This window comes from Sulfitobacter sp. 1A12157 (assembly GCF_043557345.1).
Taxonomy (GTDB): domain Bacteria; phylum Pseudomonadota; class Alphaproteobacteria; order Rhodobacterales; family Rhodobacteraceae; genus Sulfitobacter.
In genome coordinates, this window is record NZ_JBIFFV010000002.1 from 216,732 (window position 1) to 239,384 (window position 22,653).

Here is a 22,653-nt window from a genome sequence, read left to right on the forward strand (position 1 = left end):
GATTGCAGGCGCTCAGAACTGGTCTTTTCGCCTGCGGATTTCGGTGAACACTTCCGTGTCGGTGGCGTCTGGCATCCCCAAGGTCGCGCGGATGGCCGGGTCGCCGGGGCGCAGGAAGGGATTGGTTTCTAGTTCCAGTGAAAGCGACGAGGGGACGGTCGGCTGCCCTTTGGCGCGGGCGCTGTCGATGTCCTTGGCCCTTGATATAAGGGCGGCATTGTCCGGATCAACGGTCAGGGCGAATTTTGCGTTGGCAGCGGTATATTCATGGCCTGAGCAGATCGTCGTGTCACGGGGCAGGGCGGCCAGCTTTTGCAGGCTTTCCCACATCTGCGCGGGGCTGCCTTCAAAGAGGCGACCGCAGCCAAGCGCCATAAGGCTGTCGGCGGTGAAGGCCGCCTTGGCCTTGGGCAGATGAAAGGCGATATGGCCCACGGTATGGCCCGATACGTCGAGCACCTGGGCCGCAAGCGCGCCCAACTCGATGCTGTCACCCTCGGCCACCGCCCGGTCGAGCGGGGGCAGGCGGTGGGCATCGGCCTTGGCACCGATCACCTCGGCGGGGAAGCGGGTGAGCAGTTCGGCCAGACCTTGAACGTGGTCGGGGTGGTGGTGGGTCAACCAGATTTGGCTCAGCGTCCAGCCGCGGCGGTCAAGCTCTGCCATGATCGGCGCGGCCTCGGGCACGTCGATCAGCGCCACCGCGCCGCTGTCATGGTCACGCAGCAGAAAGGCGTAGTTGTCCGACAGACAGGGAATCGTGACCAGATCAAAGGCCATGGCGTCTTACCTCGCTGTGTTGTTATGGTCCGGCAAGAGTGACACTCACCAAGGCGGGCTGCAATGCATCTTGATGTACAGGATCTGCGCAATTTCTATTATCGCAGCGCGTTGGGACGTGCGGCGCAGAAATCCCTGCGCGGGCGGTTGTTGGAGTTGTGGCCCGAGGCGAAGGGGCAGACCGTTGTCGGCTTTGGCTTTGCCGCGCCCCTGCTGCGCCCCTATCTGGCGGATGCGCGGCGGGTGATGGTCTTGATGCCCGGCCCGCAGGGGGTGATGCCTTGGCCTGCGGGGATGCCCAACACCTCGGTCCTGACGGAAGAGACGCTTTGGCCGGTCGAGACGGGGGCGGTGGATAAGCTGGTGCTAATGCATGGGCTCGAAACTTCTGAGCGGCCCAGTGAGCTGCTCGACGAATGCTGGCGCGTGCTGGGGCCGGGGGGCAAGGCGCTGTTCATCGTGCCAAGCCGTGCGGGCATGTGGGCGCGGCGCGACCGCACCCCGTTCGGCTATGGGCGGCCCTATTCGCCGGGCCAGCTGGAGACGCAGTTGCGCAAGCATCAGTTCCTGCCCGAACGGCACCTTGGCGCGCTGTATCAATTCCCGTCGCAGCAGCGAATCTGGATGAAATCGGCGCCTTTGTTCGAGAAAATCGGACGTCAGATGCCGACGATGATGGGCGGCGGCGCGATCTTGGTGGAGGCCACGAAACTGGTTTACCCGCCACGGGGCCGTCCGCAACGCAGCACCGCAAGGCGCGCCATCGGGGTGTTGGAGGGCATGGCAGAGCCGCAGGCGAAACCGGTCTAAACACCTCAGCGCCTTGTAGACTTTGCCCATGCGGTGGGCGAGGGAGCTGGATTCGTGGATCCGCCCCGGGTGATAAATGGGCTGGCATTTTTCTGCGGCAAAGAGCCGCGATTAGCCGCAGCCCTTGCAATATTGCAGCACGCCGCGACATTACCTGCCTATACTGTGTTGCCGGGCGCGAACCTGTCTGCTACATCGCCCCTGATTTAGACGTCTTGGGTAACTTCAAGCCGCGCCAACTGCTGGTGACGCGACATATTCGCATATCCGGCGCTTATTGAACGAGAGGATGGACGTGTCCGAACCTGCTTCCATTTCCACCGGTATCGCGGAACGTTATGCGACAGCCGTGTATGATCTGGCCCGCGAGGCCAATCAGGTTGATGCCATCGAGGGCGATCTTACCGCGCTTGAAGCGGCATTGAACGACAGCGACGATTTTCGCCGCCTGACCACTTCGCCGCTCTATACCCGCGAAGAGCAGGAACAGGCGATCAAGGTGCTGGCCGAAAAGATGGGCCTGACCAAGACCATGGCGAACACGCTGCAACTGATGGCGCAAAAGCGCCGCCTGTTCGCGCTGCCCGCGCTGGTCAAAGCGCTGCGCGAGATCATTGCCGAAGCCAAAGGCGAAATCACTGCCGAGGTCACAACGGCCAAGGCACTGACGAAGACACAGTCGGACAAGCTGGCGAAATCGCTGACCGCTTCCACCGGCAAAAAAGTATCACTTCATGCGACCGTTGATGAAAGCCTCATCGGCGGTCTTGTCGTCAAAGTGGGCTCGAAGATGATCGACACCTCGATCCGCTCCAAGCTCAATTCCCTCCAGAATGTAATGAAAGAGGTCGGATAAATGGGTATCCAAGCAGCAGAGATTTCTGCGATCCTGAAGGACCAGATCAAGGATTTCGGTCAGGAAACCGAAGTGGCCGAAGTGGGTCGCGTTCTCTCCGTCGGTGACGGTATCGCCCGCGTCTATGGTCTGGACAATGTTCAGGCCGGTGAAATGGTCGAATTCCCCGGCGGCATTCAGGGCATGGCCCTGAACCTCGAAGCCGACAACGTGGGTGTCGTTATCTTCGGCTCCGACCGCGACATTACCGAAGGTGACACCGTCAAGCGCACCAACTCCATCGTGGACGTGCCAATCGGTGACGAACTGCTGGGCCGCGTTGTTGACGGTCTGGGCAACCCCATCGACGGCAAGGGCCCCTTGGGCGCCACCAAGCGCGGTATCGCCGACGTGAAGGCGCCGGGCATCATCCCGCGTAAATCCGTGCACGAGCCGATGGCAACCGGCCTCAAATCCGTGGACGCGATGATCCCGATCGGCCGTGGCCAGCGTGAGCTGATCATCGGCGACCGTCAGACCGGCAAGACCGCCGTCGCGCTCGACGCGATGCTGAACCAAGCTCAGGTCAACGAAGCCGCCGGCGACGACGAGAGCAAAAAGATGTACTGCGTCTACGTCGCGATCGGCCAGAAGCGCTCGACCGTGGCGCAGCTGGTGAAGAAGCTCGAAGAGACCGGCGCAATCGACTACTCCATCGTCGTGGCCGCGACCGCTTCCGAGCCCGCGCCGATGCAGTTCCTCGCGCCCTATGCCGCCACCGCGATGGCCGAGCATTTCCGCGACAACGGCCGCCACGCGCTGATCATCTACGATGACCTTTCCAAGCAGGCCGTGTCCTACCGTCAGATGTCCCTGCTGCTGCGCCGCCCGCCGGGCCGCGAAGCCTACCCGGGCGACGTTTTCTACCTCCACTCCCGCCTGCTCGAGCGTTCGGCGAAGCTGGGTGACGAGGCCGGCAACGGCTCTCTGACCGCGCTGCCGATCATCGAAACCCAAGGTGGCGACGTGTCGGCCTTCATTCCGACCAACGTGATCTCGATCACCGACGGTCAGATCTTCCTTGAGACCGAACTGTTCTATCAGGGCATCCGCCCCGCCGTGAACACCGGTCTGTCGGTGTCCCGCGTGGGCTCCTCGGCTCAGACCAAGGCGATGTCCTCGGTCGCCGGTCCGGTGAAACTGTCGCTGGCCCAGTACCGCGAGATGGCGGCCTTCGCCCAGTTCGGCTCCGACCTCGATGCCGCGACCCAGCAGCTGCTGAACCGTGGTGCGCGTCTGACCGAACTGATGAAGCAGCCGCAGTACGCGCCGCTGACCAACTCGGAAATCGTCTGCGTGATCTACGCCGGTACCCACGGCTACCTCGACAAGGTCGACGTGTCGGAAGTCGGTCGCTTCGAGGCGGGCCTGCTCGCGCATCTGCGCAGCAAGCACGACGACCTTCTCAAGGACATCACCAACAACGACCGCAAGGTCAAAGGCGAGTTGGAAGAGAAGATCAAAGCCGCCATCGACGGTTTCGCCGCCGACTTCGCTTAAACGGGAGATAAGGCAATGCCAAATCTCAAGGACCTGAAGAACAGGATCTCGTCGGTCAAATCGACCCGCAAGATCACCAAGGCCATGCAAATGGTTGCCGCGGCGAAACTTCGCCGCGCGCAGGAGGCTGCCGAGGCTTCGCGTCCCTATTCTGAGCGGTTCAATGCCGTGATGGCAGGGCTCGCGGCCAGTGTCGGCGGCTCCGACAGCGCGCCCAAGCTGCTCAGCGGCACGGGTGAAGACAAGGTGCATCTGCTGGTGGTCATGACCGCCGAACGCGGACTGTGCGGCGGCTTCAACAGCAACATCGCGAAGAAGGCCAAGGCCCATGCGCGCGATCTGCTGGCCCAGGGCAAAGAGGTGAAGATCCTCACCGTTGGTAAGAAGGGCCGCGACGCGCTGCGCCGCGATCTGGGCGCTCATCTGGTGGGCCATGTTGACCTCAGCGAAGTCAAAAAGATCGGCTATGGCGACGCGCAGAACATCGCGCAAGACGTGCTGAACCGCTTTGACGCGGGCGAATTCGACGTGGCGACGATCTTCTACGCGAAGTTCGTTAACGTGGTCATGCAGACGCCGACGGCGCAGCAGATCATCCCCGCCAAATTCGACGGCGAAGCAGGCGACGACAGCGCAGCGTCCACATTGTTCGACTATGAACCCAGCGAAGAGGCGGTCTTGGCCGACCTTCTGCCGCGCGGGGTCGCCACTGCGATCTTCTCGGCCCTGCTGGAGAACGGAGCATCCGAACAGGGTGCCCGGATGTCGGCGATGGACAACGCCACACGCAACGCGGGCGAGATGATCGAGAAACTGACCATCGAGTACAACCGCACGCGTCAGGCCGTCATCACCAACGAGCTGATCGAAATCATTTCCGGCGCGGAAGCGCTGTAAGCAAATCGGAGACACGACATGGCACAAGCTGTCGGTAAAATCACACAGGTCATCGGCGCTGTCGTTGACGTTCAATTCGAGGGCGAACTGCCCGAGATTCTCAACGCGCTCCACACCGAGAACCAAGGCAAGACGCTGGTTCTCGAAGTGGCGCAGCACCTTGGCGAAAACACCGTACGCGCCATCGCGATGGACGCCACCGAGGGCCTCGTGCGCGGCCAGTCGGTGACCAACACCGGTGACCAGATCCGCGTGCCCGTCGGCAACGCGACCCTGGGCCGCATCATGAACGTCACCGGCGAAGCCGTGGACGAGCAAGGCCCGGTCAACGCGGACAACTCCCGCGCCATTCACGGCGAAGCGCCCGAGTTCGCGGCCCAGTCGACCGAGACCGAGATCCTCGTCACCGGCATCAAGGTCATCGACCTGCTGGCCCCCTACACCAAGGGTGGTAAGATCGGCCTCTTCGGCGGTGCCGGCGTGGGCAAGACCGTTCTCATCATGGAACTGATCAACAACATCGCCAAAGTGCACTCGGGTCTCTCGGTGTTCGCGGGCGTGGGTGAGCGGACCCGTGAGGGCAACGACCTCTACCACGAGATGATCGAATCCGGCGTTATCGTTCCCGACAACCTCGTGGATTCGAAAATTGCGCTGGTCTACGGCCAGATGAACGAGCCTCCGGGCGCGCGTATGCGGATCGCCCTGACCGGCCTGACACTGGCCGAGCAGTTCCGCGACGAATCCGGTTCCGACGTTCTGTTCTTCGTCGACAACATCTTCCGCTTCACGCAGGCCGGTTCCGAAGTGTCTGCCCTTCTGGGCCGTATTCCTTCCGCTGTGGGCTACCAGCCGACACTGGCGACCGACATGGGCGTCATGCAGGAGCGTATTGCTTCGACCAAGAACGGCTCGATCACCTCGGTTCAGGCCGTCTACGTTCCCGCGGACGACCTTACCGACCCCGCGCCGGCAACCTCCTTTGCGCACCTCGACGCGACAACGGTTCTCGACCGTTCGATCTCGGAAAAGGGCATCTACCCGGCGGTTGACCCTCTCGGCTCCACCTCGCGTCTGCTCGACCCGCTGATCATCGGCGACGAGCACTACAAGGTGGCGACAGACGTGCAGCAGGTGCTTCAACGCTACAAATCGCTTCAGGACATCATCGCCATTCTCGGCATGGATGAACTGTCGGAAGAGGACAAGCTGACCGTGGCCCGCGCCCGTAAGATCGAGCGTTTCCTCAGCCAGCCCTTCGACGTGGCTAAGGTCTTCACCGGGTCCGACGGCGTTCAGGTGCCGCTGGAAGAAACCATCGCGTCCTTCAAGGCCGTGGTTGCCGGTGAGTATGACCACCTGCCCGAAGGTGCCTTCTACATGGTTGGCGGCATCGACGAAGTGAAGGCGAAAGCCGAGAAAATGGCGGCAGACGCCGCTTAAGGAGCGCTGACAATGGCAGACACAATGCAATTCGACCTCGTTTCGCCGGAACGGCGGCTGGCATCGATGCAGGTGACGGCCGTGCAGATTCCGGGCACCGAGGGCGACATGACGGCCATGGCCGATCATGCGCCCACCATCACCACCCTGCGTCCGGGCCTTCTGCGCGTGGAAGGGCCGGAGGGCACGACCGAATACGTCGTGACCGGCGGCTTCGCCGAAATCGGCGGTCAGGGCGGCGTGTCTGTGCTGGCGGAACGTGCCGTGGCGCGTGCCGACATGACGCAGGAGCAGATGGACAGCATGGTGGCAGAGGCGCATGCCGTCTACACCCGCGCCAAGGACAACTGGGAGAATGAGCCCGGTCCCGTGGATGACGCCGCCAAGCTGCTCGCCGATATGGTTGCCGTGGGCGATCACATCGGGTTGTCGAGCAAACAGCCCAACCTGTAATGCGTTGAAAATCAGTGAAAAGCCCCGCCTTGGCGGGGCTTTTTGCTTTTCTGCCTCTCTCTGCTGCGGCATCATTGTGCGGTGATTACAAAAGCGGGCAGGCTAGGAATATGAGACGACTGCGCAGCCATACCATCGGCGTGGACAACGGCGATGTGATGCTGTTTTCCGAGTTCGAGGACGGTGGTTCGATGTGGACGGGCCATGGCCAGCGTGAACGCCGCCGTCGGATCAGCTTTTCAGAACCCTTCCGAGAGCCGCCCCATGTTCAGGTCACGATGTCGCTGTGGGACATCGACGCCAGCACCGTCACCCGCGCCGATATCTGCGCCGAGGCGGTGACCGAGGCAGGCTTTGACCTGGTGTTCCGCACATGGGGCGACACCCGCGTGGCACGCGCGCGGCTGGCGTGGACGGCAATCGGATCACTGGGGGAGGAAGATGACTGGGTCATCGGCTAGGCCCGTCATGCTGGGAGAGGGACCTAGCAGGGGTGGGCGGCCCGCTGGGGCCAACCCTAGATCACAGCACAAGGCCTAGCTCGCGGCATACATCCCGTCATAGATCGGGCCCAGCGTTTCCGCCTCGAACAGCGAGGAGACCGAGGTGCCATTCCAGATGTTCAGGATCGCTTGGGCGAACATCGGCGCGGTGGGCACGATGCGGATGTTCGGCGCTTTCTTAACCGCAGGGGTCGGCGCGATGCTGTCGGTGATGACAAGCGATTTCATGACGGAATTGGCCACACGTTCGACCGCCGGGCCGGACATGACACCGTGGGTGATGTAGGAGTGCACTTCCTTGGCGCCGTTCTCCAACAGCACTTCGGCGGCTTTGCAGAGCGTGCCCGCAGTGTCGCAGATGTCGTCCACGATCAGGCAGGTCTTGCCCTTCACATCGCCGATCACGGTCATTTCGGCCACTTCGCCGGCCTTTTCACGACGTTTATCGACGATCGACAGGGGGGAGTTGATCCGCTTGGCCAGTTCGCGCGCGCGGGCCACGCCGCCGACGTCGGGGCTGACGACCATCAACTCATCCATACGGTCTTTGAAAGCGTCCTTGATATCCAGCGCGAAGATCGGGGAGGCGTAGAGGTTGTCGACCGGAATGTCGAAGAAACCTTGGATCTGCGCGGCGTGCAGGTCCATCGTCAGGATCCGCTCGATCCCGCTGCCGGTCAGCATGTTGGCGACCATCTTGGCGGTGATCGGGGTGCGCGCCTTGGTGCGGCGGTCTTGGCGCGCGTAGCCGAAGTAGGGCAGCACGGCCGTGACCCGCGCGGCCGAGGACCGGCGCAGCGCGTCGGCCATGATCATCAGTTCCATCAGGTTGTCGTTCGCGGGGTTCGACGTGGGCTGGATGATGAACATATCCTCGCCGCGCACGTTCTCATAAACCTCGACGAAAATCTCGCCATCGTTGAACCGCTCGACCCGTGCGTCGACAAGGCCGACATTGACGCCGCGGTGCAGCGACATGCGCCGCGCGATGGCCTTGGCAAGCGGCATATTGGCATTGCCTGAGATCAGTTTAGGTTCTGAAGTGCGTGGCATAGGAGCTCCGGGGCAGCGGTAGGTTGCAGATTCGTGACGTTGACACCGCTTAGCATGCGCTTACGGTCGGGCAAAGCTGCACCGCCCCCGAAGGAGAGCCAAATGGCCCGGATCGACTATTTTTTCGCAACGCTGTCACCCTATTGCTACCTCGCCGGGAACAGGCTTGAGGCGATTGCCGAAAAGCACGGGGCCGAGATCGTTTACAAACCTTTCGACATCGTGGCAGCATTCCCGCGCACCGGCGGGCTGCCCCCGGCAGAGCGTCATCCCAGCCGGAATGAATACCGCGCCCAAGACCTGCCGCGGCAGGCGCGCAAGCTGGGCCTGCCGTTCAACCTCAAGCCCGCGCATTGGCCGACGAATGGCGCGCCCGCGGCCTATGCGGTCATTGCGGCGCAGAATGCGGGCGGGGGCGATTTGGGCAAGCTGACCCATGCCATCACCCGCGCGGTCTGGGCCGAGGAAAAGGACATCGGCCATGACGATGTGGTCCGCGCCTGTCTGAGCGAGGCGGGGTTCGATCCGGCTCTGGCCGACAGCGGGTTATTGCAAGGCGCCGAGACCTATGCCGCGAACCTTGAAGAGGCGGTGGCGCAGGGGGTTTTTGGCGCGCCGTTCTATATCGTCGGCGATCAGAAGTTTTGGGGGCAGGACCGTTTGGAAGACCTCGATCTGCACCTCGGGGGCAAGCTGTGACCCCAGAGATCAACGCGCGTCGGTTTGGTCACGGCCCGCGCCCGGCCTTGGCGATCCACTGCTCGCTGGCGCATTCCGGCGCGTGGCGGGGGATCGGGGCGGCGCTGTCGGATGAGTTGACCCTGCGTGCTTTCGACCTGCCGATGCACGGGCGGTCGGGCGATTGGGACGGGCAGGGGAATATCCACGACGTGGCGACAGAGATGGCGCTGAGCCTGCTCGAAGCGCCGATGGACCTGATCGGCCATTCCTTTGGGGCGACGGTGGCCATGCGTTTGGCGATCGAGCATCCTGAACTGGTGCGTAGCATTACCCTGATCGAGCCGGTCTATTTCGCCGCCGCCAAACAGGATGATCCCGAGGCGATGGCCGAATACAACGAGCAGAACGCGGCTTTTGAGGCGGCACTGGCAACGGGAGACGCGGAAACCGCCGCGCGGCTGTTCAACCGCGTTTGGGGCGATGGCACGAAATGGGATCAAATCCCCGCGCCAACCCGCGCCTATATGGTCGATCGCATCGGCTTCATCCCCGCCTCTTCGCTCTTTTTGGGGGAGGATAGCGCGGGGTTGCTGGCGCCGGGCATGTTCGACCGTGCGTCGATGCCCGCGCTTTTGGTCGAGGGCAGGGCCTCTCCCAAAGCGGCCCATGCGATCAACGCGTCGCTGATGCGCCGCTTGCCGGACGCACGGCGCGTCTCGGTCGAGGGGGCAGGGCATATGGTGCCCATTACCCATGCCGCCGAGGTCGCCGAGGCGATCCGCGATTTCCTGAAGGACGTGCCGCTGGCGTAAACGTCTAGAAGTGGCTTAGGAACTGGTCGATCCGCTCACGGCTGATCGACCAGTCGCAGACCATACGCGCCGCGACCATCTCGTCGTCATCGCCGTCGAGCGTGCCGTTCCACAGATAATAGCGCGCGCCTGCTTCGTGCAGCTTGCGGTGAATGGCGCGGGGGAAGCGGGCGAAGATCATGTTCGCCGCAGGCTCATGCAGGAATTCCGCCCCCGCCGCGCGTAGCCCTTGGGCAAGATGGGCTGCATTGGCATTGGCTGTCTTGGCCGTTTCCAACCATGTCCCTTCCGCAAGGTAGCCCGCCATCTGCGCCGAAAGATACCGGTGTTTGGAGAAGAGATGCGCACCGCGCTTGCGGCGCAACTCGAACTCCCACGCTTTTTGGGGGTCAAAGAACACCACGGCTTCGACGCCCATGCAGCCGTTCTTGGTGCCGCCAAAGCTCACCACATCAACACCCGATTTCCACGTCATCTCAGCCGGGGTGCAGCCCAGTGCCACCAGCGCATTGGCAAAACGCGCGCCGTCCATATGGACGGGCAGGTCGTATTCCTTGGCCACCGCGGTCAGCGCGCGCAGTTCTCCAAGGCTGTGCACCCCGCCGCGTTCCGTCACCTGCGTGATCGACACCGGGCCGCGTTGCGGCGTGTGCACGTCGCCCGCCACCCGCGCGACGATGGCCCGGCGCAGGGTCTCGGGGGTCATCTTGTCTTCGGTCTCCACCAGCGTCAGCTTGGCCGCACCTGCGTAGAACTCGGGCGCGTTGCACTCATCCTCTTCGATATGCGCGACCTTGGAGCAGAAGATCGTCTGCCACGGCTGGGTGTAGCAAGCCAGCGCCAGCGCATTGGCCGCGGTGCCGGTGGCGACGAGGTAGACCTCGGCCTCGGGTGCCTCGAACTGCTGCCGGATCTGGTCGCGGACCTCATCCATGATCGGGTCTTTGCCGTAGGGCATCGCGTAGTCCGTATTGGCGGCGATCACGCGCTCCATCACCTTGGGATGGACGGGGCCGGCATTGTCAGAGGCGAAAAACATCAGGTGGGCTCCTCGATAATATGGTCTTCCCATTCTTCGAACGGGGTATCAAATTCGGACACGGTATCAAATTGCACGCTCACCCCGGCGTCATGCACGCTGTCGGGCGTGCCGGTCTTGAGCGGGTGCCACTCGGGCAGGGGCTTGCCCTCCCACAGCAGGCGGTAAGCGCAGGTCTGCGGCATCCAATAGGCGTGGGTATCAAGGTTGTCGGGGCGCAGCACGATGCAATCGGGCACGAATTCATGCCGGTTCTCGTAATGCACGCAGCGGCAGCTGCTGTCGTCGAGCAGGCGACAGGCGACGCGGGTCAGGACCACTTCGCCGCTGTCTTCGTCTTCGAGCTTGTTGAGACAGCATTTGCCGCATCCGTCGCAGAGCGCTTCCCATTCGGTCTGGGACATCTCCGTCAGGGGTTTCTTCTCCCAGAACTTCGGGGTCAGACCCTTGCGGGGGATCGGATCGCTCATAACGCCGCCAGAATGGCCCGGGCGCGGTCGCAGTCCTGCCCCATTTGGCTGATCAGCGCATCGAGGCTGTCAAACTTCTCTTCGCCGCGCAGATGTTCGACCAGACCGACCGAGAGCGGGGCGCCATAAAGGTCGCCTTTGAAGTCAAAGACATAGGTCTCGATATTGGCTTTGTTCTCACCGAACATCGGGCGGGTGCCGATGCTGGCCGCCCCGTGGTAGCTGCCCTTATGCGGCCCCTCCAGCACGTCGACCAGCACGGCATAGACGCCGAAGGCGGGCGGGTGCAGTCCGTCGATGGACATATTCGCGGTGGGAAAGCCCAACTCGCGGCCACGCTGCTCGCCCGAGATCACGGGCCCGTCAATGCGGTGCCAATGGCCCAGCATGGCGGCGGCTTCGCGTGGCGCGCCGCGGGTCAGTGCCTTGCGGATGGCGGTGGAGGAGACGGTCAGCTCATCGCGCGCCATCAAGGGGGCGATGGTGACGCCAAAGCCATATTGCGCGCCAAAGCGGATCAGATCGTCGGCGGTGCCCGCGCGGCCCTTGCCGAAACAGAAGTCGGCACCGACGACCACATGGGCCAGCCCCAGCCCTTCATGCAGCACGTCACGGGCAAAAGCCTCGGGCGAGAGGCCCGCCAGCGTGCTGTTGAAGGCCAGTTCATAGAGCCGTTTGACGCCGATCTTTTCCAGCCGATGCGCGCGGGCCTCGCGGCCCATCAGGCGAAAGGGCGGGGCGTCGGGGGCGAAATATTCGCGGGGATGCGGCTCGAAGGTGACGACGCCAAGGGGCGCGTCGGGGGCCGCCTGCTGCGCCAGTTCGATCACCGACCGGTGGCCAAGGTGCACGCCATCGAAATTGCCGATCGCGGCGGTGGCACCGCGATCTGGCAGGTCGACGAATTGATAATCTCGGATGATCCGCATGCGCCTTGCCTAGCCGTGCTACGGGGCAAGAGCAAGATGCACAGGCGGCGAAAACCGCCCCTTCAGTCCAGCTTGGCCGAGGGGGCGAGGACCGTGGCCTCTCCGGCCAGCACGGGTTTGCCGTCGACCGTACAGCGGCAGTCCATTTTTACGCGGCGTTTGGCGATGTTCATGTCGGTCACGGTGACTTCGGCCAGCACCATATCGCCGGGGCGCACGGGGCCGAGGAATTTGAGCGATTGCCCAAGGTAGATCGTGCCATGACCGGGCAGCTGTTCCCCGATCACCGCCGAGATCAGCCCGGCGGTCAGCATGCCATGGGCGATGCGCCCCTCGAATATCGTCTCGCGGGCATAGTCGTCATCCAGATGCACCGGGTTGCGGTCGGTCGAGACCTGCGCGAAAAGTTCGATATCCATATCGGTCACGACCTTGCGCAGATGGCGCGACATGCCGATTTCGATATCTTCGATGCAGATCGTCCCGCGTGGCATATTGTCCAACATGACGGCTCCTTGGTAACAAAGTGACGCTAGGCTGCGCCGAGTTGCAACTTTATTACTTCGCAGGCGCAGAAAATCAAGATCTTTCTGGGTTAGCGCAGGAACCCGATGGCATAGGTCGGGGCCGATGCTTCGCGGTCGAGATAGGCGCGGAGTTTGGCTTCGTCTGGCTGCTCGGTCGTGGCGGTTTCCGCCGCGGCCAGCCCCCCGGTGATGAAGAGCGAATCGATGCCTTCGTCCATCGCGCCTTTGACATCCGTCAGGATGCCGTCGCCGATGGCGAGGATGCGACTGTCGGGGATGTCGACCTCAAGCGCGGCAAGGCGGCGGCGGGCGAGGTCATAGATCGGGGCGTGGGGCTTGCCGAAATAGAGGCTTTCGCCCCCCATTTCCGTATAGAGCTTGGCCAGCGCCCCGGCGCACCATTCGCGCACCTCGCCCCGGTCGACCACGATATCGGGGTTGGCGCAGAGCAGCTTCAGCCCGCGGGCGATGGCCTGCTCAAACTCGGGGCGCATAACTTCCGGGTCGGCCATGGCATCGACGGGGCCGGTGCAGACGATGCCCTCGGCCTGCGCCAGGGGGACGGTCTCGATCTCGACCGGGTCTTTCAGAATGGTTAACGGCTCGAAAAATTTGCGCTCTCTGGGATGGCCGATGAACCAGACCTTCTCGCCCACGGCCCCCCGGAACATCGCCGAGCGCGCGGAATCGCCGGAGGTGGCGATGCTGTCCCATGCGTCTTGCGGCACGCCGAATTGCTGCAACTGTTTCTCCACGCCCCCGCGGGGGCGGGGGGAGTTGGTGACCAAGACGACCTTGCCGCCGGTCTTGCGATAGGCCTGCAAGGCCGCCACCGCCGCGGGCAGCGCTTTGCGCCCGTCATGCACGCAGCCCCAAAGATCGACGAAAAGCGCGTCATATTGATCGGATACGTCGGGCAGGGCAGAGATAATGCGGGTCATGGGGCGGCCTTTCAAAAAGTGAGGGCGGGCACTTGGCCCGCCCGTTTGGCTTACATCTTGAGGTTCGGGATGATCTGCTTTTTGCGGCTCATCACACCGGGCAGCACGACCGTGTCGCCGGAGACCTCAGCGCCGAAGCTCTGCTCGGCGATGTGTTTGACCATGTCGTTGGGCACCAAAAGGGTCGCCTCTTCTTTCAGAATGTCGACGATGAACAAAAGCACCTGCGCGGCACCGTCGGCTTCGGCCACTTTGGGCATCTCGGCCATCAGCGCGTCCTTACGCTCCAACAGCGGCGCGGGGGAGGTGGTCTCCAACACGCTCACGCGCAGGTTGGTGCCGTCAAGGTCGAAGCCCTTGCTGTCCATGCGCAGCAGTTCCGCTTCGCTGAAGGAAGACACATCGGATTTCGCGGCGAACATTTCGGCCGCGTAATCCGTGATATCGACGCCGAGATCCTGCGCGATGTCATGGGCGATGGCGCGGTCTTCCTGGGTGGTGGTGGGGCTGCGGAACTCAAGCGTGTCCGACAGGATGCAGGACAGGGCCGCGGCCTTTACCCCGCGCGGGGCCTGCGCCCAATCCTTGCCGATCATCTTGTACATGATCGTCGCGGTGCAGGCGAGCGGCTGGATGTTGATCTCGATTGGGCCGCGTGTCTCAAGCCCTGCCACCAGACGGTGGTGGTCGATGATGCCGGTGATGTCGGCGTCATTGATGTTGTCGGGCAGTTCGGCGGGGTTGTTGGTGTCGACGATGACAACCTTGGTGTCGGCCTCAAGCTCGGTCAGGATTTCGGGCTTTTCGAGGTTCCATTTGTCGAGCACGAAGAGCGCTTCGGTATTCGGCTCGCCCAGCAGGACGGGTTTGGCGGGAATGCCTTTGATCTCATTAAGATACCATGCCCAAACGATCGGGCTGCCGGTGCTGTCGGTGTCGGGGGATTTATGGCCAAAAACAAGCGTTGTCATGGGGCGGTCCTGTCTGTTCGGGTGGATTTGCGCGCCTTATAGCAGGTTGAATAGGCTTGTCACCTGCGCGCGCTGCAATGCGGCATTGCGCGGGAGGGCAGGAGCCCCGGCCCGCGTGCGTTTCCTTGCGGATAGCGCGGCGCTTTCAAGCTGCGACGCCCTTTGCATAGCGCCGCGCGATGGGGCAAGTTGCGCGCCATGAGCAATCCGCGCGAAACCGATCTTTACCCGCCGATCAAAGCCTTCCTTGAAGATCAGGGCTATGTGGTGAAGGCCGAAGTCGGCGCGGCGGATGTGGTCGCGCTGCGCGGGGGGGAACCGCCGGTGGTGGTGGAACTGAAACTCGGTTTTTCGCTGACGCTGTTCCATCAATGTCTGGCGCGGTTGAAAGTGGCGGATGATGTCTATCTGGCCGTGGCCCGCCAACCGGGCAAACGCTTTGCCAAGGCGGTGAAGGACAATGTCACGCTGGCGCGACGGTTGGGGCTGGGGCTAATCACCGTGCGGCTGTCGGATGGGCTGGTCGAGGTGCATTGCGATCCCGGCCCCTATGCGCCGCGCAAGAATGCCAAACGGGCGGCGCTGCTTTTGCGGGAGTTTGCCCGGCGACAGGGCGATCCGAACGACGGCGGCCAGACCCGGGCGGGGTTGGTGACGGCTTACCGACAGGATGCGCTGAAGCTCGCGCTCTACCTGTTTGAGGCGGGCGCAAGCAAAGGCGCGGATGTGGCCCGCGCGACCGGCGTCTCTGCGGCGACCCGCATGATGCGCGACGATCACTATGGTTGGTTTGAAAAGGTCGACAAAGGCATATACGGCCTGACCCCGAAGGGGGCCGAGGCCGTGGCGACTGCGGGGCGCGTTTTGGGGGCCGGGTAATGGTTCCAATGCGCTCAAAATTTTTCGATGCCGTTGTTGACAGGCCGCGGGCCGCTCCTTAGCTATGCATCGTTATCACTCACATGGGTCGAGTGCTAACGGCTGCACCCCTCGCCCGGAGGGGGTGGCTTGGAAGAGTAACTTTGAGCCTTAAGGAGCTGCAAAGATGGCATTGAAACCGCTTCATGACCGTGTGCTGGTCAAGCGCACAGAAAGCGAAGAGAAAACCGCCGGCGGGCTGATCATCCCCGATTCCGCCAAGGAAAAGCCTTCCGAAGGTGAAGTCGTGGCTGTCGGCACCGGCGCCCGCAAAGACAACGGCGAGCTGATCGAAATGGCCGTCGCGCCCGGCGACAAAATCCTGTTCGGCAAATGGTCCGGCACAGAGGTCACCGTCGACGGCGAAGAAATGCTGATGATGAAAGAAAGCGACATCATGGGGATCATCGCGTAAGCCACCCGGCTTGCCGAACCCTGACGACGCTGACATCAATCCAAGATTTTAGGAGAAGACAACATGGCTGCTAAGGACGTCAAATTTGACACCGATGCCCGCAACCGGATGCTCAAGGGTGTGAACATTCTTGCCGATGCGGTGAAAGTCACACTCGGCCCCAAAGGCCGGAACGTGGTTCTGGACAAATCCTTCGGCGCACCGCGCATCACCAAAGACGGTGTTTCCGTGGCGAAGGAAATCGAACTGGAAGACAAGTTCGAGAACATGGGCGCGCAGATGGTCAAGGAAGTCGCTTCCCGGACCAATGACGAAGCCGGTGACGGCACCACCACCGCGACCGTTCTGGCCCAGGCTATCGTGCGCGAAGGCATGAAATCGGTTGCCGCTGGCATGAACCCGATGGACCTCAAGCGCGGGATCGATCTGGCGACTGCCAAGGTCGTCGAGGCGATCAAAGCCGCTGCACGCGACGTGTCCGACAGCGACGAAGTCGCGCAGGTCGGCACCATCTCCGCCAACGGCGAGCGTGAAATCGGCCGCCAGATCGCGGATGCGATGCAGAAAGTCGGCAACGAAGGCGTGATCACCGTCGAAGAGAACAAAGGTCTGGAAACCGAGACCGATGTCGTCGAAGGCATGCAGTTCGACCGTGGCTACCTGAGCCCCTATTTCGTCACCAACTCCGACAAGATGACTGTCGAGCTGGAAGACGCGATCATCCTGCTGCACGAGAAGAAACTGTCGAGCCTTCAGCCGATGGTGCCGCTGCTCGAGCAGGTAATCCAGTCCCAGAAGCCGCTTCTGATCATCGCCGAAGACGTTGAGGGCGAAGCCCTGGCGACCCTCGTGGTGAACAAGCTGCGTGGCGGTCTGAAAATTGCTGCTGTGAAGGCACCGGGCTTCGGTGACCGTCGCAAAGCGATGCTGCAAGACCTCGCGGTTCTGACCGGTGGTCAAGTGATCTCCGAAGACCTCGGCATGAAGCTCGAGTCCGTGACCATGGACATGCTGGGTTCGGCCAAGAAAGTGTCGATCACCAAAGACGAGACCACCGTTGTCGACGGCGCTGGCGAGAAGGCCGAGATCGAAGCACGTGTTGCTCAGATCCGCAACCAGATCGAAGAGACCACCTCCGACTACGACCGTGAGAAGCTGCAAGAGCGTGTTGCCAAACTGGCAGGCGGTGTGGCCGTGATCCGCGTTGGCGGCATGACCGAAGTCGAAGTGAAAGAGCGCAAAGACCGCGTTGACGACGCCCTGAACGCGACACGTGCCGCTGTTCAAGAAGGCATCGTCGTTGGCGGTGGTGTGGCTCTGGTGCAAGGCGCCAAGAAGCTGGAAGGCCTCACAGGCGACAACAACGACCAGAACGTCGGTATCTCCATCGTCCGCAAGGCGCTGGAAGCGCCGCTGCGTCAGATCGCTGAGAACGCTGGTGTGGACGGTTCGGTTGTTGCCGGCAAAATCCGCGAAAGCGACGACCTGAAGTTCGGCTTCAACGCTCAGACCGAAGAATATGGCGACATGTTCAAATTCGGCGTCATCGACCCTGCGAAAGTGGTGCGCACCGCACTGCAAGACGCAGCTTCGATCGCAGGTCTGCTGATCACCACCGAAGCGATGGTTGCCGACAAGCCCGCCAAAGAGGGCGCAGCCCCCGCAGGCGGCATGCCCGACATGGGCGGCATGGGCGGCATGATGTAAGCCAGCCCTTTCGGCTGAAGTTTCGGAGGCGCGCCAGCAATGGCGCGTCTCTCTGCGTTCAAGGGGGCTGCCATCTGTGGCTTGTCCGGTTCTGATCGGGTCAACTGGGCAGCTCTACGATCCGCGCATAGGTGTTCAGCATGTCGAGCGCATTGGCAAAGGTCTCTGACGGGTTCTCCTTCACGATATAGCCCGCGACATTTTTGCTATAGGCCGATTGCACGTCCGTGGGCATATCGGAGGTGGTGAAGACGAAAACCACCATACGCTCCAAGGCGGGATCGGCCCGGACGACTTCCAAAAATTCAAGCCCGCCCATGCGCGGCATATTCAGGTCGAGCGTGATGATATAGGGTGGCAAACGCCCATGCCGTTTCACTTCCTCTGCCAAAAACTCAAGCGCTTGTTGTCCGTCATGGCAAACCGCCGTCTCGTTAACGATCTTCAACTTGCGCATTGCGCGTTGCATGGCCATCACGCTGACTTTGTCATCATCGACGATAAGAAATTTCGCGGGCGTCGTTTTCATCCGATATTCCTTTCCGACTTCTGTCACGCGGCCGCCGCCACGGGCAGGGTTTGAGGCGCAGGTAAAGCCAAGGGAAGTTCGACCACAAAGGTTGCGCCGCGCCCTTTGACGGGATTGGAAATTAGCGTGACCTTGCCTTTTTGGTGGGACGCGAGCTTGCTGACGATGGCAAGGCCCAGGCCGCTCCCCTCGACTTCATCGCGGGGTTTAAGGGTTTGGAACAGTTCGAATATTTTCCCCTGGTGTCGAAGCTCTATGCCTGGCCCATCATCGCGGATGGTCAAAACCAGACGGTCCCGCCTCTTTTCCGCACTGATATGGATCGTCCCATGATCCCGGTCATGGTGTTTGATCGCATTCGAGATGAGATTGCCCAAGATTTGCTGCAAGGGTGTGAGTTGCGCATCGACGACCTGCTCTGCCCCGGTAAAGGTGACTTTGAAACGGCCTTCGGTATCGATGTAACGGGCGAGCTCGGCAACCAAACGTCCAAGATGCACGGGCTCCGGCGCAGGCTGGTCCTGCCCTGCGCGAGCGTAGTCCAAAAGATCGGCCAAAAGACGGTTTAGCCGGTCGATCCGTTGTTGAGACATCAGCAAATAACTTCGGCTATCGGCGCTTAGCGCGTTGTCCTCGTCCTCCAGCACCCAAAGGCTCAATTCATGCACTGCCCGGAGGGGTGAACGCAGATCGTGCGCAGCGATATAGGCGAATTTCTCCAGTTCGATATTCGAGCGCCGCAGCTCCTCCGCCGTGGTGCGGAAGACGGTCAACGCGCGCGCCATCTCTCCAAGCTCGTCCCGGCCTCTCACGGTAATCGGATGGTCGAGGTTCCCCCGAGCGATCGCGGTCACTGACTCGGTCAAGCGTCTGATGCGCCGGTTAAATTGCCGTTCGATAACCAAGCCGTTGGTCAGAGCAATCACGAGGAAAGCAGCGGCGATGGTGAGGCCCACCGTCCAAATGACCCGGTTGATGGTATCCCGTAGAGCCGCCGTCGCAGCATCCACCCGCTCTAGGGTATTCTGGGTCAGATCGGAGGAAATATCGGAGATTTCCACGATCATGGGCAAGTGTTCCGCGCGCAGCGTTTCAAAGTTGTTGTGAAACTGCAGGCGGGCCGTTGTATGGGCGAAAAAACCGGTTTCGGGGCCAAGCAGTTCGTCGCGCAGGGCATCAATTTGGCGGGCCAGCGACTGCCTGCTGGCCGTATCGTGGATGCGTGGTAATCGAGTGATGGCATCCTGAAGATGTTCTTCGACAAGCAGTTTCGCACGCTCGAATTGAAAGGGTTGGTTCTCTAACCCCTGCGACATAACGACGTTGATGAGCGTATCGAGACTGAGCCGAATGTCATTCAAATTGACCGCACTTAACAGCAGGTCTGGAAAGCGGGACGTAGAATTTTGAATCTGGCCGGAACTCGGAGGCCTAAAGGCTTCGGTTTGCCTTGAAAGCCGATAGGCCAGGTCATCAATGATGATGTGACTATGTTCTTGAATTTTCTCGACTAAATCGAGAGTCGAGGCGATCTTTGCCTCCGCATGCCGCATCTCCTGAAGGCTGACAACCGTCGCATTCGTCGCGCGCCGCGCCATCTCCAGACGCTTTTCCAACCGGGCTGCCAAGGGGGGCGCGATCTCCGACCTCGACACGTCATTTAAGAGCTTGGAGATCTTGCTTATCTTTGCCCCGATTTCCCGGCTGAGAGCGGAGGATGAGGCGGCGTTACCTTGTTGATTTAACTGTTCAATTAAAAGAAATACGCCATTCAATGACCGCTCGATCTGTTGGGACACGGCCAACATCGGCAGCGCTTCTTGGCTTAGGTGAGCATGGCTGGCCAAGACAGCGCGCATTTGCCCTGTAGCAATCCAACCCGCCAGACCGATGATAGCGGCAACGAGAAGAAATGCCGCCCGGAGCCGGGTGCTGATGCGGCTGCCGAAAAGTTGTAGCAGTCGCCAAGGGAGATGCATCGTTTTCATGTCATCTGAATAGCGGGGACCGATTAACGCAATGTTAATCGCCTTGGCCTTAAACCAGCAGCTAGAGGGGACGATGTCCCGGCAGCGGATCGGAGGATTGAACCGTGTCATGCGGGCGCAGGTTGACAAGGCGAAAGTTTTCTATCGGTTTGGGAGCCGGAGTCAGCACGCTGATCGCCGCACCGGCATTTGGGGAGGCAATCGATATAAAGGTGGCCGCGCAGGTCCGCGATTTGGGAGGTAGCGCCAAGACGCTTTCGGTTCTGTTGCCAGAAGGGTCGCGGGCCAATCTGGAGCCGGTCGCAAAGGTCTTTACAGAACGGACCGGGGTCGAGGTCGACTTGCAAGAAGTACATGTCGATCAGATCAACGCGGAACTGATGCTCAATAGTGTGCTTGGGGAGGCGCGATATGACGTGGCTTTGCCCGCGACTTTTGGTGTTGCAGACCTCGTGGCCGCAGGTGCGGTCCATGCTTTGGATGGCTTCGCCGCACGCTATGAACCGCCGGGGTTTCGCGATCCTATGCTGTACCAAGAAGGTGATAGGTTCGACGGTAAAACCTATGGTTTTCAAACAGATGGCGACGCCTATCTGATGTTCTACCATCGCGATATGCTTCGCGACCCGGATGAACAAGCGCGTTACGCCGATCGTTTCGGCTATCCACTTGTTCAGCCAGAAATTTGGGAGGAATTGGACCGGCAAATCCGGTTTTTTCATGCACCAGAGGCCGGTCGATTTGGTGGGTTGTTGTTCCGCACGCCGGGGTATCTCGCATGGGAATGGTGGGTGCGGTTTCACGCCAAAGGCTATTGGCCGCTGACCCCCGATATGACCCCGCAAATCGCAGATGAACCGGGTGTGGCGGCGCTGGAGGAGTTGATTGCGATTACGGACTGCCTTGCGCCCGAAACCTCAAGCCTTGGACTGTTTGGAAATTGGGCGCGCTACGCGAAGGGTGATGTCTTTTGCAACATTGGCTGGGGCGGAACGCAGAAATTCCTTAACTCTCCTCGATCGTCGATGCGCGGACGGATGGTCTATGGGCCAACCCCCGGGGGGCAGCTGGGGGAGGAATTGCTCGAGATCCCCTATTTCAATTGGGGATGGAGCTTTGTCATCAGCGCGGCATCGACCCAAAAAGAACTCGCCTACCTATTCGCCCTTTTCGCGGTCACGCCGGCAATGTCGACACTCGCCGTTCGACAGCCGGATGGGTTTTTCGACCCTTTTCGTCATGAGCATTATAGTGACCTGGGGGTAGAGGCGGCCTATTCAAAATCCTTTCTTGAGGTGCATCGCGCGGCGCTTAAACGTGCGATTCCGGATTTTTATCTGAAAGGACAGTCTGAGTATTTCCAAACATTGGGGAGGGGATTGGATAAGGCGCTTCAGGGCGAGGTTTCGCCCAAAATGGCTCTGACCCGGGTGGCACAGCAATGGCAGCTGATCACCAGCCGGGTTGGTCGCGAAAGGCAAATACAAAGGTGGGCGCGTCTGCGTGCGAAATATCCGGCCGAGGCGCGTCGACTCCTGAGGGAGATCGCTTGATGAAGCCGCTATTTTTAGTTCGCGCGCCCGGGGTAGTTCGCTCACGCGCCGATCGCTGGGAGATCGCGATATGACGCAGCGGCTGTTAAAGCTACCTGCAGGCCATGAGCTACCCTCGCGCGAACCGCCGCAGCCTCCCGGCGCGGATGCCGAGGAATTTATTCATTTGGTGAGCCACGATCTGCGCGGCTCCATTCGCGCGTTGTTGGAACTGCCTGAATGGATCGCCGAGGATATTGAGGACGCGGGGCTGGAGGTAAGCCCTGCGGTCCACAGTTCCATCGCCTTGATGATGCGGCATACGCGGCGGTTGGATCGGATGCTGGTCGACCTGCTTCAATACTCGCGCGCCGGAAGGGGCCGCAATGTGTCTGAGGTCGAGCTTCGGCAGGCCTTTGATGCCGCGGTAGAGGAAGTCGGGCTGCCAAAGGGTTTTGAGATTGACCACTACTTTGGGTGCGATTTTGTCCGCGTTGACGAACAGGACTTGCACAGTCTCTTCGCCGCATTGATTGGAAACGCGATCAAGCATCATGATCGGTGTTCCGGGCGGGTCGAGGTGGTTGTAAAAACCGAAGGGGCGGCCATGATAGTTACCGTTTCCGATGATGGGCCGGGAATACCGCCACGTTATCATGAGCGTGTCTTCCAGCCGATGACAACATTGCGATCGCGCGATGAAGTCGAGGGGTCGGGCTTGGGGCTGGCCTTGGTTCGCAAAATCGCCACGGCCTATGGGGGCCATGCCGGTTTGATATCCACGGGGGCCGGGCGTGGTACGACTGTATCCGTGCGTATGGAGGGGGTGGCAATGAAGTAGCAACCGCGGAGAGCCAAGA

At 61.3% G+C, this 22,653-nt stretch carries 24 protein-coding genes; 14 read left to right on the top strand and 10 right to left on the bottom strand.

Annotated elements, in window-relative coordinates:
- Positions 1-12: 12 nt before the first annotated feature.
- A complete protein-coding gene (gene gloB / locus ACGYLC_RS04970) occupies positions 13-780 on the bottom strand; it encodes a hydroxyacylglutathione hydrolase (protein WP_394421996.1) in 768 nt (255 codons plus the stop codon).
- 63 nt (positions 781-843) lie between these two features.
- Between gloB and ACGYLC_RS04975 the strand changes: the two genes are divergently transcribed.
- The 7 genes from ACGYLC_RS04975 (at position 844) to ACGYLC_RS05005 (ending at position 7,239) form a co-directional block, all read left to right on the top strand.
- Positions 844-1,590, top strand: a complete 747-nt coding sequence (locus ACGYLC_RS04975; RefSeq protein ID WP_067262215.1) for a class I SAM-dependent methyltransferase — start codon at positions 844-846, stop codon at positions 1,588-1,590.
- A gap of 295 nt (positions 1,591-1,885) precedes the next feature.
- On the top strand, positions 1,886-2,446 hold the full coding sequence (locus ACGYLC_RS04980) for a F0F1 ATP synthase subunit delta (protein ID WP_394421998.1): 561 nt from the start codon (positions 1,886-1,888) through the stop codon (positions 2,444-2,446).
- Complete coding sequence (gene atpA / locus ACGYLC_RS04985; RefSeq protein WP_394421999.1) at positions 2,447-3,985, top strand: F0F1 ATP synthase subunit alpha; 1,539 nt, start codon at positions 2,447-2,449, stop codon at positions 3,983-3,985. It begins immediately after the preceding gene.
- A gap of 15 nt (positions 3,986-4,000) precedes the next feature.
- Positions 4,001-4,882: a F0F1 ATP synthase subunit gamma gene (locus ACGYLC_RS04990; RefSeq protein ID WP_394401803.1), complete on the top strand. Its 882-nt coding sequence runs from the start codon at positions 4,001-4,003 to the stop codon at positions 4,880-4,882.
- A gap of 18 nt (positions 4,883-4,900) precedes the next feature.
- Positions 4,901-6,325, top strand: a complete 1,425-nt coding sequence (gene atpD / locus ACGYLC_RS04995; protein ID WP_394401800.1) for a F0F1 ATP synthase subunit beta — start codon at positions 4,901-4,903, stop codon at positions 6,323-6,325.
- 12 nt (positions 6,326-6,337) lie between these two features.
- The gene (locus ACGYLC_RS05000) at positions 6,338-6,778 is read left to right on the top strand and encodes a F0F1 ATP synthase subunit epsilon (RefSeq protein ID WP_394401797.1); all 441 of its coding nucleotides are present in this window, start codon (positions 6,338-6,340) and stop codon (positions 6,776-6,778) included.
- 110 nt (positions 6,779-6,888) lie between these two features.
- On the top strand, positions 6,889-7,239 hold the full coding sequence (locus ACGYLC_RS05005) for an H-type lectin domain-containing protein (protein ID WP_394422002.1): 351 nt from the start codon (positions 6,889-6,891) through the stop codon (positions 7,237-7,239).
- Between the two features lie 75 nt (positions 7,240-7,314).
- Here the strand turns inward: ACGYLC_RS05005 and ACGYLC_RS05010 are convergent, their stop codons facing one another.
- Positions 7,315-8,334: a ribose-phosphate pyrophosphokinase gene (locus tag ACGYLC_RS05010; protein ID WP_067262737.1), complete on the bottom strand. Its 1,020-nt coding sequence runs from the start codon at positions 8,332-8,334 to the stop codon at positions 7,315-7,317.
- A gap of 102 nt (positions 8,335-8,436) precedes the next feature.
- Here ACGYLC_RS05010 and ACGYLC_RS05015 point away from each other — a divergent pair, with 102 nt between their 5' ends.
- Together ACGYLC_RS05015 and ACGYLC_RS05020 are read left to right on the top strand one after the other, a co-directional pair.
- Positions 8,437-9,033 (top strand): 2-hydroxychromene-2-carboxylate isomerase, encoded by a 597-nt coding sequence (locus tag ACGYLC_RS05015; RefSeq protein ID WP_067262740.1) that lies wholly within the window; start codon positions 8,437-8,439, stop codon positions 9,031-9,033.
- The gene (locus tag ACGYLC_RS05020) at positions 9,030-9,827 is read left to right on the top strand and encodes an alpha/beta fold hydrolase (protein ID WP_394422003.1); all 798 of its coding nucleotides are present in this window, start codon (positions 9,030-9,032) and stop codon (positions 9,825-9,827) included. Before ACGYLC_RS05015 ends, ACGYLC_RS05020 begins: the two co-directional genes overlap by 4 nt.
- A gap of 4 nt (positions 9,828-9,831) precedes the next feature.
- On the opposite strand, the gene ACGYLC_RS05025 is transcribed toward ACGYLC_RS05020, so the two are convergent.
- From ACGYLC_RS05025 to ACGYLC_RS05050, 6 genes are all read right to left on the bottom strand, one after another.
- Positions 9,832-10,866 carry a threonine aldolase family protein gene (locus tag ACGYLC_RS05025; protein WP_394422004.1) on the bottom strand — a complete coding sequence of 345 codons (1,035 nt, stop codon included), beginning with the start codon at positions 10,864-10,866 and terminating at the stop codon, positions 9,832-9,834.
- Positions 10,866-11,336 (bottom strand): YcgN family cysteine cluster protein, encoded by a 471-nt coding sequence (locus ACGYLC_RS05030; RefSeq protein ID WP_394422006.1) that lies wholly within the window; start codon positions 11,334-11,336, stop codon positions 10,866-10,868. The genes ACGYLC_RS05025 and ACGYLC_RS05030 overlap by 1 nt, the downstream gene beginning before the upstream one ends.
- Positions 11,333-12,265, bottom strand: a complete 933-nt coding sequence (locus ACGYLC_RS05035; protein WP_394422007.1) for a bifunctional riboflavin kinase/FAD synthetase — start codon at positions 12,263-12,265, stop codon at positions 11,333-11,335. The genes ACGYLC_RS05030 and ACGYLC_RS05035 overlap by 4 nt, the downstream gene beginning before the upstream one ends.
- Before the next feature lie 62 nt (positions 12,266-12,327).
- Positions 12,328-12,771: a MaoC family dehydratase gene (locus tag ACGYLC_RS05040; protein WP_394422008.1), complete on the bottom strand. Its 444-nt coding sequence runs from the start codon at positions 12,769-12,771 to the stop codon at positions 12,328-12,330.
- Positions 12,772-12,860: 89 nt separating this feature from the next.
- Positions 12,861-13,733: a TIGR01459 family HAD-type hydrolase gene (locus ACGYLC_RS05045; RefSeq protein ID WP_394422009.1), complete on the bottom strand. Its 873-nt coding sequence runs from the start codon at positions 13,731-13,733 to the stop codon at positions 12,861-12,863.
- A 50-nt stretch (positions 13,734-13,783) separates the two neighbouring features.
- Entirely contained in the window at positions 13,784-14,704 is a 921-nt protein-coding gene (locus tag ACGYLC_RS05050; protein ID WP_394422011.1) for a manganese-dependent inorganic pyrophosphatase, read from the bottom strand.
- A gap of 198 nt (positions 14,705-14,902) precedes the next feature.
- Between ACGYLC_RS05050 and ACGYLC_RS05055 the strand changes: the two genes are divergently transcribed.
- The 3 genes from ACGYLC_RS05055 to groL all read left to right on the top strand — a co-directional run bounded on the left by ACGYLC_RS05055 (position 14,903) and on the right by groL (position 17,744).
- A complete protein-coding gene (locus tag ACGYLC_RS05055; RefSeq protein ID WP_394422013.1) occupies positions 14,903-15,583 on the top strand; it encodes a DUF2161 domain-containing phosphodiesterase in 681 nt (226 codons plus the stop codon).
- A 166-nt stretch (positions 15,584-15,749) separates the two neighbouring features.
- The gene (gene groES, locus ACGYLC_RS05060) at positions 15,750-16,037 is read left to right on the top strand and encodes a co-chaperone GroES (RefSeq protein ID WP_067267338.1); all 288 of its coding nucleotides are present in this window, start codon (positions 15,750-15,752) and stop codon (positions 16,035-16,037) included.
- A 63-nt stretch (positions 16,038-16,100) separates the two neighbouring features.
- The gene (groL, locus tag ACGYLC_RS05065) at positions 16,101-17,744 is read left to right on the top strand and encodes a chaperonin GroEL (protein ID WP_394401766.1); all 1,644 of its coding nucleotides are present in this window, start codon (positions 16,101-16,103) and stop codon (positions 17,742-17,744) included.
- Positions 17,745-17,844: 100 nt separating this feature from the next.
- Here groL and ACGYLC_RS05070 read toward each other — a convergent pair whose 3' ends face one another.
- Together ACGYLC_RS05070 and ACGYLC_RS05075 are read right to left on the bottom strand one after the other, a co-directional pair.
- Positions 17,845-18,273, bottom strand: coding sequence for a response regulator (locus ACGYLC_RS05070; protein WP_067267334.1), 429 nt, complete (start codon positions 18,271-18,273; stop codon positions 17,845-17,847).
- 23 nt (positions 18,274-18,296) lie between these two features.
- Positions 18,297-20,372, bottom strand: a complete 2,076-nt coding sequence (locus ACGYLC_RS05075; RefSeq protein WP_394422015.1) for an ATP-binding protein — start codon at positions 20,370-20,372, stop codon at positions 18,297-18,299.
- An 11-nt stretch (positions 20,373-20,383) separates the two neighbouring features.
- Here ACGYLC_RS05075 and ACGYLC_RS05080 point away from each other — a divergent pair, with 11 nt between their 5' ends.
- Both ACGYLC_RS05080 and ACGYLC_RS05085 read left to right on the top strand, forming a co-directional pair.
- Positions 20,384-21,814, top strand: a complete 1,431-nt coding sequence (locus ACGYLC_RS05080; RefSeq protein ID WP_394422016.1) for an ABC transporter substrate-binding protein — start codon at positions 20,384-20,386, stop codon at positions 21,812-21,814.
- Between the two features lie 70 nt (positions 21,815-21,884).
- Positions 21,885-22,634 carry an ATP-binding protein gene (locus ACGYLC_RS05085; RefSeq protein WP_394422018.1) on the top strand — a complete coding sequence of 250 codons (750 nt, stop codon included), beginning with the start codon at positions 21,885-21,887 and terminating at the stop codon, positions 22,632-22,634.
- Positions 22,635-22,653: the final 19 nt, after the last annotated feature.